At 69.4% G+C, this 12,369-nt stretch carries 10 protein-coding genes; 4 read left to right on the top strand and 6 right to left on the bottom strand.

The window, feature by feature from the left end; genetic code table 11:
• The first annotated feature begins 3 nt into the window (after nucleotides 1–3).
• Nucleotides 4–924 carry a group I intron-associated PD-(D/E)XK endonuclease gene (locus ACFV9C_RS12505; protein WP_380193078.1) on the top strand — a complete coding sequence of 307 codons (921 nt, stop codon included), beginning with the start codon at nucleotides 4–6 and terminating at the stop codon, nucleotides 922–924.
• On the opposite strand, the gene ACFV9C_RS12500 is transcribed toward ACFV9C_RS12505, so the two are convergent.
• Both ACFV9C_RS12500 and ACFV9C_RS12495 read right to left on the bottom strand, forming a co-directional pair.
• Nucleotides 832–3,006: an MMPL family transporter gene (locus ACFV9C_RS12500; protein ID WP_380193077.1), complete on the bottom strand. Its 2,175-nt coding sequence runs from the start codon at nucleotides 3,004–3,006 to the stop codon at nucleotides 832–834. The two genes, ACFV9C_RS12505 and ACFV9C_RS12500, sit on opposite strands and share 93 nt — an antisense overlap.
• A gap of 75 nt (nucleotides 3,007–3,081) precedes the next feature.
• Nucleotides 3,082–3,630: a TetR/AcrR family transcriptional regulator gene (locus ACFV9C_RS12495; RefSeq protein WP_380193076.1), complete on the bottom strand. Its 549-nt coding sequence runs from the start codon at nucleotides 3,628–3,630 to the stop codon at nucleotides 3,082–3,084.
• 110 nt (nucleotides 3,631–3,740) lie between these two features.
• Here ACFV9C_RS12495 and ACFV9C_RS12490 point away from each other — a divergent pair, with 110 nt between their 5' ends.
• Entirely contained in the window at nucleotides 3,741–4,670 is a 930-nt protein-coding gene (locus ACFV9C_RS12490) for a S1C family serine protease (protein WP_380193074.1), read from the top strand.
• Here ACFV9C_RS12490 and ACFV9C_RS12485 read toward each other — a convergent pair.
• Nucleotides 4,660–5,193 (bottom strand): GNAT family N-acetyltransferase, encoded by a 534-nt coding sequence (locus ACFV9C_RS12485; protein WP_380193071.1) that lies wholly within the window; start codon nucleotides 5,191–5,193, stop codon nucleotides 4,660–4,662. The two genes, ACFV9C_RS12490 and ACFV9C_RS12485, sit on opposite strands and share 11 nt — an antisense overlap.
• Nucleotides 5,194–5,342: 149 nt before the next feature.
• Nucleotides 5,343–6,002 (bottom strand): MBL fold metallo-hydrolase, encoded by a 660-nt coding sequence (locus ACFV9C_RS12480; protein ID WP_380193070.1) that lies wholly within the window; start codon nucleotides 6,000–6,002, stop codon nucleotides 5,343–5,345.
• 203 nt (nucleotides 6,003–6,205) lie between these two features.
• On the opposite strand from ACFV9C_RS12480, the gene uvrA reads away from it, so the two are divergent.
• Complete coding sequence (gene uvrA / locus ACFV9C_RS12475; RefSeq protein WP_380193069.1) at nucleotides 6,206–9,229, top strand: excinuclease ABC subunit UvrA; 3,024 nt, start codon at nucleotides 6,206–6,208, stop codon at nucleotides 9,227–9,229.
• Between the two features lie 94 nt (nucleotides 9,230–9,323).
• On the opposite strand, the gene ACFV9C_RS12470 is transcribed toward uvrA, so the two are convergent.
• Nucleotides 9,324–10,220, bottom strand: a complete 897-nt coding sequence (locus ACFV9C_RS12470; protein ID WP_380193067.1) for a hypothetical protein — start codon at nucleotides 10,218–10,220, stop codon at nucleotides 9,324–9,326.
• 194 nt (nucleotides 10,221–10,414) lie between these two features.
• Here ACFV9C_RS12470 and ACFV9C_RS12465 point away from each other — a divergent pair, with 194 nt between their 5' ends.
• Nucleotides 10,415–10,963 carry a Rieske (2Fe-2S) protein gene (locus ACFV9C_RS12465; RefSeq protein WP_380193065.1) on the top strand — a complete coding sequence of 183 codons (549 nt, stop codon included), beginning with the start codon at nucleotides 10,415–10,417 and terminating at the stop codon, nucleotides 10,961–10,963.
• 59 nt (nucleotides 10,964–11,022) lie between these two features.
• On the opposite strand, the gene ACFV9C_RS12460 is transcribed toward ACFV9C_RS12465, so the two are convergent.
• Entirely contained in the window at nucleotides 11,023–12,237 is a 1,215-nt protein-coding gene (locus tag ACFV9C_RS12460) for a S8 family peptidase (protein ID WP_380193064.1), read from the bottom strand.
• Nucleotides 12,238–12,369 lie beyond the last annotated feature (132 nt).

Below are 12,369 nucleotides of genomic sequence, written 5' to 3'. Positions count from 1 at the left end.
TCGGTGCCCCTCTTGACGTTTGTCCTCATGGGTGCAATGGGAGATCGACGAGGCTGGAACGACGACGAGCTGCGGCAGGCGGTGAACAGCAGCGTGTCCTGGCGTGCGGTTGCCCGCGCTCTGGGCTTGAAGGACACCTCTGCGGCGACGCCCCGGCGGCATGCAGCCCGGCTGGAGTTGGACACGTCACACTTCACCGGGCAGCGCCGCTGGTCCGATCAACAGTTGCGTGAAGCTGTCGCGGTGTCGAGTTGCTGGGCGGACGTCATTGTCGCGCTCGGCATCGTCGACAACGGAGCAGAGCGAGTTCGGGTCAAGGGTCATGCCGTCAGGCTGCGCTTGGACTGCAGCCATCTGAGGTCGCCGCACGCGAAGTCGGCCCCGGATGAGGTGTTCGACGAGCCGGTCCGGCCGGAGATGCTCCGCTATTCGGCAGCGGCGTTGGCGATGGCATGGTTCACCTTGCGTGGATGTCCGGTCGCGTTGCCGATCGAGCCACAGGAGTACGACCTGCTGGTGACGACGTCCAAGGGCATCCAGCGTGTGCAGGTGAAGTCCTGCGCGTCCCGCAACCGGCGGGGCTATTGGGACGTCGGCATCGGGCGCAGGCCGTACACGCTCGACAAAACTGCCGGCAAGATGCCGTACGATCCCGACTCGATCGACCTGTTCTTCATCGTTCTCGGCGATGGCGGCATCTACGTCATTCCGAGCTCTGTCCTGGCGGGTCGGACGAGCATCTCGGCCGACAGCTACAACCAATACCGCGTGGGTGATGCGTCGAGTCTGTTGGGTGGGGCGCCAGCCGCTGCTGACGCCCCGCGGCGTGCGTCAAAGTACGCCGGTGAGTTCGTCGGTTCGCGGTTCCGCCTGGACCCGAAGCGTTTCGCCTTCGATGTCTACTCGGGGGGTCAGGCGGTCTAGCCACCGGGGGAACCACCAGGCGCGGTCGCCGAGGAGGCTGAGGATGGCGGGGACGAGGGTCATCCGGACCACGAAGGCGTCGATGAGTACGCCGATGGTGAGGCCGAAGCCGATCGCCTTGATGATCGGGTCGTGGACGAGGATGAAGCCGGCGAAGACCGACGCCATGATCAGGGCGGCGGCAGTGACGACGCGGGCGCCGTGGCCGAGGCCCTGGACGGTGGCGTCGTTCGCGTGCCGGCCGTGCACGAACTCCTCGCGGACCCGGGACACGATGAACACCTCGTAGTCCATCGCGAGCCCGAACAGGATGCCCATCATGATGATCGGCAGGAAGCTGACCAGGGGACCGGGGGAGTCGACGCCGACGAGCTTCGCCAGATGACCCTGCTGGAACACCGCGACCGTGATCCCGAACGTCGCCCCGATCGTCAGCACGAACCCGAGCGTCGCCTTCAACGGCACCAGCACCGACCGGAACGCCAGCAGGAGCAGCAGGAACGACAGCCCGATCACGACGAACAGGTACGTCGGCAACGCGTCGGACAGCTTGTTCGAGACGTCGACGCCGACCGCGGTGTTACCGGTGACCGAGATCTCGGCGCCGCCCGTGGCCAGCGGGTGCACCGCCGTACGCAAGCTCTTCACCAGTTCGGCGGTCTGCTCGCTGGCCGGCCCGCTCTTCGGGATCACCTGCAGCAGCCGGGTCGTGTGATCGTCACTCGCCCCCGCGGGCTGGGCCGCGACCACGTCGGGAAGCTCCTGCGCCTTCGCGAGCACCTGCTGTACGACGGCCTCGGACGTCGCCGCATCGTTGCCCTTCACAACGACCACGAGCGGACCGTTGGCGCCCGGCCCGAACGCCGCCGCGGTCAGGTCGTACGCGACCCGCTGGTTCGTACCGGCGGCCGCGGACGCGCCGTCCGGCAACGCGAGCTGCATGTCCTTCGCCGGGATCGCCAGCAGCCCGAGCCCGATGATGCCGACAGCAACGATCGGTACGCGGAACCGGGTCACCAGCCGGCCCCACCGGAACCCGAAACCCTCGGCCGGTACGACGGCGGCCGGCGACTTGCGCAACTTCCGCGGCAGCACCCGGTTCCCGACGAACCCGAGCAGCGCCGGCAGCAACGTCAACGCGACCAGTACGGCGGTCAGCACCGTCGCCGCCGCGGCCAGCCCCATCGCGGTCAGGAACGGTACGCCGACCACCGACAGCCCGGCCAACGCGATCACCACGGTCGCCCCGGCGAACAGCACCGCCGAGCCGGCCGTCGCCGTCGCCCGCGCGACCGACTCCTCCGGATCCATCCCTTCAGCCAGCTGGGACCGGTGCCGCGAGCTGATGAAGAGCGAGTAGTCGATGCCCACCGCGAGTCCGAGCATCAACGCCAGGATCGGCGCCGTCGAGGACACGTCGGTGAACGCGGTGACGATGAACAACCCGGCCATCCCGGCGAGTACGCCGAGCAACGCCGTCACGAGCGTCATCCCGGCCGCGACCAGCGACCCGAACGTGACGATCAGTACGACGGCCGCGACCGCGACGCCGATCACCTCGGTCGCACCGATCTCCGGGACCCCGGCCTTGATCTGCCCGCCCGGCACCACCTGCAGGTCGCCGGAGCTGAGCGCGCTGAGTCCGTCGTACCCGTCGCTGCTCTCGTGGGAGAGTTCGTCGGCGGGCTTGTCGAACTGGACGCTGATGAGTCCCGTCGTACCGTCCGGGCTGATCGCCTTGGTGGCGAACGGGTCGAGCGCGGCGATCACCTCGGGGACCTTCGCGGCCTTGGCGACGGTGGCACCGACCGCGGCCTTCACCGTCGGGTCGGCGAGCGTCTTGCCCGCCGGCGCCTTCACGACGACCGTCGCGGACGCACCGCTGGCGGCCGGCAGTTCGTGCTTGAGGGCGTCGAGCGCGCGCTGCGACTCGGTGCCGGGGATCGAGAACGTGTTCGCGGTCTTGCCGCCCAGGGTCAGCGCGCCGACGCCGAGCAGCACGAGGAACAGCGCCCACAGCGCGGCGACCAGGCGGCGGCGCTGGTACGAGAACCGGCCGAGCCGGTAGAGCAGATTGGCCATCGGGAAGTGCGTCCGTTTCAGGTCAGCGGGCAGAAGCGACCGCCCCGCGGCGGCGGGGGAGTCGGGGTCGGGCGGTCAGGCGCGGCGGAGGAGTCTCCGGAGCGCGAGGTCGCAGAGTCTTCGGAGGTCGTCGCCGGTCCGCTCCTGTGCGTGCCGGCACTCGCCGAGCAGACCGTTGATGGCGAACTTCGCCAGGTCCCGCTCGATCGGGTCGTCCGAGCCGGCCATCAACTCGGTGAGCCGGATCCCGTCCGCGACCAGCGGCGCGACCTCGGGCATCCGCTCGATCACCGGGATGACGTCCTGCAGGACGTCGACCACGCCGCGGTACTCGACGGCGAGGTCGATGAAGCGTTCGATCGCCAGCTCCTGCGCGGCGGCGCGAGGCAGCTCGGCCGCGGCCTTCACCAGGTCGGCCAGGTCGGCGGCGGCGGGTTCGAGGACGGCGGCCAGCACGGCCGGCTTGCCGCTGAAGTGGTACAGCACCGTCGCCTTCGAGCAGCCGGCCGCGGTGGCGATGTCCTGCAGCGACGTCGCGTTGTAGCCGGCCGCCTGGAACAGGTCCATCGCCTGACGCACGATCTCGTGCCTGGTCCGCTCCCGGGCGGGGGTGGTGACTGCCATGTCATGCAGCTTGACTGACCGATCGGCCAGTTTTCAACCGATCGGTCAGGATTGTGGCCCGGTTCACGTTGGGATTGCGGAGTAATCTTGTAATTCAGGAGGTGAGGCCGATGCCTGAGGACGACGTACTGGACGCCTACTCCCGGGTGGTCTCGGGAGTGGCCGAGCAACTGATCCCGCGGGTCGCGAGCCTGCGGATCCACAGCCGGCATGGCGACTCGTCCGGCTCCGCGGTGGTCCTGACCGGCGACGGCCACCTGCTCACCAACGCCCACGTGGTCGGCGGCGGCACCGAGGCGACGGCGGAGTTCGCGGACGGTACGACGGCGCAGGCCCGCGTGATCGGCGTCGATCGGCTGTCGGATCTCGCCGTACTGCGGGCCGACCGGGAGATCCCGGACCCGCCCGAGTACGGCGACGCGGACCATCTGAAGGTCGGGAACCTGGTGGTTGCGGTCGGCAACCCGCTCGGCCTCGCGGGCAGCGTCACGGCGGGCGTGGTCAGTGCGCTCGGCCGGTCGTTGCCGGTCCGGAGCGGCTCGGCCAACCGGATCATCGAGGACGTGATCCAGACCGACGCAGCACTGAACCCCGGTAACTCCGGCGGCGCGCTTGCCGACGGCAACGGCCGGGTGATCGGCATCAACACCGCGGTCGCCGGGATCGGGCTCGGCCTCGCGGTGCCGATGAACCCGACGACCCGGCGGATCATCTACTCGCTGCTCCACGACGGCCGGGTGCGCCGTGGGTACCTCGGTCTGGTCACCACGCCCGCGCCACTGCACCCGGCGCTGGCGGAGCGCTTCGACCAGCGGACCGCGCTGCGCGTCGTCGAGGTGATCCCGGCGAGTCCGGCCGCCGCCGCGGGCCTTCGGAACGGCGACCTGGTGCTGGCGGTGAACGGCGTACCGCTCCGGGATGCGCAGTCGTTGCAGCGGCAGTTGTTCGAGGACGCGATCGCCCGGCGTACCGAACTGACGGCGATCCGGAACAACGCGCTGGTGGACGTGATCGCCTATCCGGCGGAGCTCACCGACTGATCGGGGCGCGGAGCAGGACGCAGGTACCGGGCTTGAGTGGAGCGTTCGGGAAGGTGAAGTCGCGGGTCACCTCGGTGAACCCGAAGCTCAGGTGGAGGTCGAGGGTTGCGCCGTTCGCGACGTTGGCGAAGTAGTAGACCTCGTCGGCGCGCTCGGCCACCCAGCGGATCCGCTCCCGGGTGAGCAGCTCGCCGATCCCGTGCCGCCGGTGCCGCGGGTCGACGATCAGGCCGATCAGGTAGTACCCGTCCGGGGCGGTGCCGGGCGGGTCGGTGGGGGAGATCTGGTGCCGGAGTACGAGCGCGTACCCGACGACCTCGCCGTCGATCTCGGCGACCACGGTGTACCGGTCCGCGTGCTGGAGGTCCGCGACCAGGCGGGCACGCCGTACGTCGACCGCCCCGCCCGTCCGCGACACGATCAGCTCCGCACACCTGGCCAGGTCCGCGTCCACGGCGGGACGTACGACGACGTCGACGGTCTGCCGGGCGACCCCGGGCTGATACTCCGCGAATCCGCTCATACCGCCACCCTAGGATCACCCGGGTCGACGAGCTGACGCGGCAGGTCGACGAGCACTACGAACGAGCGGTCTCCAACGGCGAGTACGACGGTCTGCCGACCGGCCGCTGGTCAGGCAGCACACGTCGTCACTGGTCCCGGCCGAGTGTCTTACCAGCCGCGTTCGCGCCATTCCGCGACGTGGGGGCGTTCGGTGCCGAGGGTGGTGTCGGAGCCGTGGCCGGGGTAGACCCAGGTCTCGTCGGGGAGGGTGCCGAAGAGCTTGGTGTCGACGTCGTCGATGAGGGACGTGAAGCGGGCCTTGTCGCCCTGGGTGTTGCCGACGCCGCCGGGGAAGAGCGAGTCGCCGGTGAACAGGTGCGGCGCGCCGTCCGGGTCGTCGTACACCAGGGCGATCGAGCCGGGAGTGTGGCCGACCAGGTGGATGACGCGCAGGCTGCAGCGGCCGACGGCGATGTGGTCGCCGTCGTCGACGAGCTGGTCGGTCGGGACCGGGATGCCCTCGGCGTCGTGGCGGCCGGCGACCGTGGTGGCACCGGTGCGGGCGACGACCTCGGCCAGCGCCTCCCAGTGATCCTGGTGGCGGTGCGTGGTGACGACCCGGGCGAGGCCGGCCTCGCCGATCAGGCGGAGCAGCGTGTCCGCCTCGTTCGCGGCGTCGATCAGCACCTGCTCGTCGGTCTGCCGGCAGCGCAGCAGGTAGGCGTTGTTGTCCATCGGTCCGACGGCGACCTTGGTGATCATCAGCTTGGCCAGCTCGTGGGTCTGTGCCGGTCCGCCGACCTTGACGTTCCCGTGGTACTCGGGCATCTCGCCTCTCCCTGAAATCTCGGTGACACGCAGATCCTTGCACCTGCGGCCGGGTTGGATCGAGCACGGTCCGCGATCGAATATACTTTCGAAGCCGGACCGCGGCCGCGGCGGCGGAAGTTTTTGTCGGTGGGCCTCGTTAGCATGACCGGGCAGGCCGGAGAACCACCCGGAAACCCTCGAGAACGGCTGAGAGTGAGCTTGTGTCTGACCGTCTGATCGTGCGTGGAGCACGGGAACACAACCTGAAGGACGTCTCGGTCGACCTGCCGCGGGACGCCATGATCGTCTTCACCGGACTGAGCGGCTCCGGGAAGTCCAGCCTGGCCTTCGACACGATCTTCGCCGAGGGCCAGCGCCGCTACGTCGAGTCGCTGTCGGCGTACGCGCGCCAGTTCCTCGGCCAGATGGACAAGCCGGACGTCGACTTCATCGAGGGCCTGTCCCCGGCGGTCTCGATCGACCAGAAGTCCACCTCGCGGAACCCGCGCTCCACAGTCGGCACGATCACCGAGGTGTACGACTACCTCCGGCTGCTGTTCGCCCGGGCCGGCCGCCCGCACTGCCCCGAGTGCGGCGAGCCGATCGCACGGCAGACCCCGCAGCAGATCGTCGACCGGGTCCTGGAGCTCGACGAGGGCACCCGGTTCCAGGTGCTCGCCCCGGTGGTGCGCGGCCGCAAGGGTGAGTACGTCGACCTCTTCCGGCAGCTGACCGGCCAGGGCTTCTCGCGGGCCCGGGTAGACGGCGAGACGATCCAGCTGACCGAGCCGCCGAAGCTCGACAAGCAGAAGAAGCACAGCATCGACGTGGTGGTCGACCGGCTCGCGGTGAAGGGCTCCGCGAAGCAGCGGCTGACCGACTCGGTGGAGACCGCGCTCGGCCTGGCCAGCGGCCTGGTCGTGCTGGACTTCGTCGATCTCCCGGAGGACGACCCGCACCGCGAGCGCCGCTTCTCCGAGAAGCTCGCTTGCCCGAACGACCACCCGCTCGCGATCGACGAGCTCGAGCCGCGGTCCTTCTCGTTCAACTCGCCGTACGGCGCCTGCCCGGTCTGCACCGGACTCGGCACCCGGATGGAGGTGGACCCGGAGCTGCTCGTCCCGGACCCGTCGAAGTCGCTCGACGAGGGCGCGATCCAGCCGTGGTCGGGGCAGAACGTCACGCAGTACTTCGAGCGGCTGCTCGAGGCGCTGGCGCGGGACCTGAAGGTCAAGACGAGTACGCCGTTCGGCGAGCTGCCGGCGAAGGCAAAGAAGGCGCTGCTCACCGGCCACGACAAGCAGGTCCACGTCTCGTACCAGAACCGCTACGGCCGCGAGCGGTCGTACTACACCAGCTTCGAGGGCGTGATCCCGTACGTCGAGCGCCGGCACGCGGAGGCGTCCAGCGACACCGGGCGGGAGCGCTTCGAGGAGTACATGCGCGAGGTCCCGTGCCTGGCCTGCAACGGCGCGCGGCTGAAGCCGATCTCGCTCGCGGTCACGCTCGGCGGGAAGAACATCGCCGAGATCAGCGCGATGTCGATCGACGAGGTGCACGACTTCCTGGTCCAGATGGAGCTCAGCCCGCGGGAGAAGCAGATCGCCGAGCGGGTGGTCAAGGAGATCGGCGAGCGGCTGCGGTTCCTGCTCGACGTCGGCCTGGACTACCTGGCGCTGAGCCGGCCGGCCGGTTCGCTGTCCGGTGGTGAGGCGCAGCGGATCCGGCTCGCGACCCAGATCGGCTCCGGCCTGGTCGGCGTGCTGTACGTGCTGGACGAGCCGTCGATCGGCCTGCACCAGCGGGACAACCGGCGGCTGATCGACACCCTGGTCCGGCTCAAGGAGCTTGGCAACACGCTGATCGTGGTCGAGCACGACGAGGACACCATCGACCACGCGGACTGGGTCGTCGACATCGGCCCGGGCGCCGGCGAGCACGGCGGTCAGGTGGTCGTGTCGGGCACGGTCGAGGACCTGCGCAACCACCCGGACTCGATCACCGGGCAGTACATCTCCGGCCGGCGGGAGATCCCGATCCCGGCCGTGCGGCGTCCGCTGACCGAGGGTCGCGAGCTGACCGTGTACGGCGCCCGGCAGAACAACCTCAAGGACCTCGACGTGACCATCCCGCTCGGGGTGTTCGTCGCGGTCACCGGGGTGTCCGGTTCCGGCAAGTCGACGCTGGTCAACGACATCCTCTACACGTCGCTGGCCCGGCAGATCTACGGCGCCCGCGCGGTGCCCGGGCGGCACACGAAGATCTCCGGCATGGAGCTGGTCGACAAGGTCATCCACGTCGACCAGTCGCCGATCGGCCGTACGCCGCGGTCGAACCCGGCGACGTACACCGGGGTCTGGGACCACGTCCGGAAGTTGTTCGCGGAGACGCCGGAGGCGAAGGTCCGCGGGTACCAGCAGGGCCGCTTCTCGTTCAACGTCAAGGGCGGCCGCTGCGAGGCGTGCTCGGGTGACGGCACGCTGAAGATCGAGATGAACTTCCTGCCGGATGTGTATGTCCCGTGCGAGGTGTGCCACGGCGCGCGGTACAACCGCGAGACGCTCGAGGTGCACTACAAGGGCAAGACCGTCGCGGACGTGCTGGACATGCCGATCGAGGAGGCGTCGGAGTTCTTCCAGGCGATCCCGGCGATCTCGCGGCACCTGACGACGCTGGTCGAGGTGGGCCTCGGGTACGTGCGGCTCGGTCAGCCGGCGCCGACGCTGTCCGGCGGTGAGGCGCAGCGGGTGAAGCTGGCGTCGGAGCTGCAGCGGCGCTCGACCGGCCGCACGGTGTACGTGCTGGACGAGCCGACGACGGGTCTGCACTTCGAGGACATCAGCAAGCTGCTCGGCGTGCTGAGCGGCCTGGTGGACAAGGGCAACTCGGTGCTGGTCATCGAGCACAACCTCGACGTGATCAAGACCGCCGACTGGCTGATCGACCTCGGCCCGGACGGCGGCCGCCGCGGCGGCACCCTGGTCGCCGAGGGCACGCCGGAGGAGGTCGCGGCCAACCCGGCGTCGTACACCGGTCAGTTCCTCGCCGAGATCCTCGAGGGTCGCGCAGCGAAGCCGAGCGCCAAGCAGGCGGCGGCCAAGGCGCTGCCGGCCAAGAAGACCGCGGCGAAGAAGGTCCCGGCGAAGAAGGCGGTCGCGAAGAAGGCTGCTGCGAAGAAGACCACGGTGACGAAGACCGCGCCGGCCAAGAAGGTGTCTGCGGCCAGGAAGCGCGCAGCCGGCTGAGCTTTGTGGGCTGGACCAGGCCCCGGAGCGCTGAGCGCCCGGGGCCTGCTGCTGCTGAGCTGCGGATGCGGCAGTCCGCCGAGCCGGGGATTGGTCAGCGACGGAACAATTGCTCGAACAGATGCCGGAACCAGGTGCGGCGCGGTGACGGCAGGAGCGCCGGAGGCAGTACGACCGTCGGCGGTGTCGCGAGCGTGACAGGGATCTGCACCATGCGGTCGCCCTGTAGCCAGTACAAGTCAGGGCTGCATTGGTCAGACGCACCCTCGTAGGTGTCGGCGACCCACTGCGCCAACCGGTCCGCGACCTGCTGTCCCGCGTCGGCGGGACAGAACGCCACCGTGCTGAGCCGGGGCACGGCGACCAGCGCTCCCAGCCCGATGGACGCTTGCGGCAGCAGATTCTCCCGGTCGACCACCGCCATCGAGACCAACGGATCATCGGCGCGGGTGAGAATCGAGAAGCCGTCACGTTCGATCGGACGCAGGTCCGCGATCTGCTCCAGCGTCAACTGCACCGGCGACGGTACGTCGGGGTCGCCCAGACCGAGCATCGACCGCCGTACGACGGTCAAGCGGCGGTAGTCGTTGCCGGTACCGATGAACACCACGACCTCGAAGTGGTCGCCGAAGGGGATCAGCGCATCGGCGACCGGGCCGGCCGTCCGGGCGGACCAACCGCGTTGCAGCAGCATCGCGCGTTGCCTGCCCGCGACGTCGCCGAACCGGTGTTCCTCGGTGGCGAGCTCACCCTCCGCGACCACGGCCCGTAACCACGCTTCGATCTGCTCGGCCCACAGCTGCTGCGGCAGCTGCGAGCACCGATCGACGATCTCAGCGAGCCCGACAACCGCCGACATCTGCAGCGAGCCGCGGCCCCATCCGACCTCGACGGTCCGGTCGGTGGTGTCCACAACACACCCCGGCATCCACAACGGCGCCAGTTCGGCGATCGCCGTGAGCACGGTCGTGTCGTTCGTTGCGCCGGTCATCTCATGCCTCACCCACGCCCATAGTCTGCCGGTCGCCCGGTCCGCACCGCACAATGGCCCATCGGCGCTCCCAGCCGACTCACAGCAAACCCTCAAACTGCGGTGCAAGGTGAACCGTTCGGCCGGGCTGGTCGTTTGACCTGGTGTACTGCGTTCAACTACTTCGATCAGCAGGCTCCTGGAGGTCCAGATTCATGAGCGATGACACGACGGCATCGACCACCCCATCGGCAGCGGACGGTCTGCGGGACCGCAGGACGGTGCTGCGCTGCGCGGCGATGGTCGCCCTGGCGGGTGCCGGCGCGCCGATCCTCGCGGCCTGCGGTGGCAGCGACACCTCCGGAAGCGGCAGCACCGGCGGCACCAGCACTGGCACCAGCAGTGGCACCGGTACGTCGCCGTCGGCCACCGGCTCCGCGCCGAGCGCGAGTGCCTCGTCGAGCGGCGGCGGCGGTACGGTCCTCGGCCCGGTGTCCGACGTACCGGTCGGGGGCGGGAAGGTGTTCACCGACGCGAAGGTCGTGGTGACGCAGCCGACCGCCGGCACCTACAAGGGCTTCTCCGCGGTCTGCACGCACCAGGGCAACCCGATCGGTTCGGTGGAGGGCGGCCAGATCGTCTGCCCGTTCCACAACAGCCACTTCAGCATCACCGACGGCAGCGTGGTCAGCGGACCGGCGCCGTCGCCGCTGCCGGCCGTGAACGTGAAGGTCCAGGGCGGCAACATCGTCGAGTCCGCCTGACCGGCGCGGCAGGCATGGCGAAGGCCCGGTCACCGGGGGACCGGGCCTTCGGAGCAGGGTCAGGACTGGTCAGAGGCCCCGACGTACAGCAACTTGTTCGGCGAGCCGGTGCCGGGGTCGCCCACCTTGTCCGCGGTCGAGTTGGCGACCAGCGCCTTCGCGACATCGGCGGGGGTGGCGTCCGGGTGGTCGGCCAGGTAGAGCGCGATGCCGCCCGCGACGTGCGGGGTCGCCATCGACGTACCGCTCATCTTCGCGGTCGCGTCCGGGCCGGTGATGCCGACCGACGTGATGTCCACGCCCGGGGCGAACAGGTCCACGCACTTGCCGAAGTTCGAGAACTCCGCGCGCTGGTCCTGGTCGTCGGTGGCGCCGACCGTGATCGCCGACGGTTCCTTAGCGGGCGAGCTCTGGCAGGCATCCGCATTGTCGTTGCCGGCGGCAACGGCGTAGGTGACGCCGGCGTCGACGGACGCCTTCACCGCGGCGTCCAGCGCGTCGTCCGCGCCGCCGCCGAGGCTCATGTTCGCGACCGCGGGCTTCTTCGCGTTCTTCGTCACCCAGTCGATCCCCGCCACCACGGACTCCGTCGAGCCGGAGCCCTTGCAGTCCAGCACCCGGACCGCGATCAGCTTCGCGGCTTTCGCCAGCCCGTACGTCGTACCGCCGATCGTGCCGGCCACGTGGCTGCCGTGACCCATGCAGTCGACGCCGTTCTGGCCGTCGCCGACCGTGTCGGTGCCGACCGACGCGCGGTCGCCGAAGTCGTTGTGCTTGGCGTAGATGCCGGTGTCGATGATGTAGACGTTCACGTTCTTGGCGTCCGTCGACGGTGTGTACTTCTTGTCCAGCGGGAGATCCCGCTGGTCCGCACGGTCCAGGCCCCACGGCGGGTCGTCCTGGGCGACGGTGATCTTCTGGTTCTGCTGGACGTACGCGACCCGGGAGTCGCCGGCCAGCTTCTTCGCCTGGTCCTCGGACATGGTCGCCGAGAAGCCCTTGATCGACGCGTCGTACTGGTCCTTGACCTTGACGTCGTAGCTCGCCGCCAGGCTCTGGGTCGCGACCCGGGTCTGGGCCCGCGTGGACTGGCCGGCCAGGACGACGATGTAGCTGCCGGGGATCGCGTTCGGGTTGCCGGCGCCGCGGATGCTCACCGGTCCGGGCTGTGCCGCGGTGCTGCCAGTGGCAGCGGTGACGATTCCGGTGACGGCGAGCGCGGACGCTGCGACGACACCGAGCACAGCGCGTGGTCTGCTAAGGGAAGGGGACATGGGCGGAACTCCCTCGAGTCAACGCAAGGCCTTGTTGCCTCACGCAAAGGACCTGCGCATCTACCCTTGTCCACAAGTAAGACAGCTCGCCCATCCCAGCCGGGGATAAATCTCGACTTATGAGCCAACCCG

Origin of the sequence: Kribbella sp. NPDC059898 (genome assembly GCF_042730855.1) — a bacterium.
GTDB lineage: Bacteria > Actinomycetota > Actinomycetes > Propionibacteriales > Kribbellaceae > Kribbella.
This window is presented reverse-complemented; position numbering and strand designations above follow the sequence as displayed.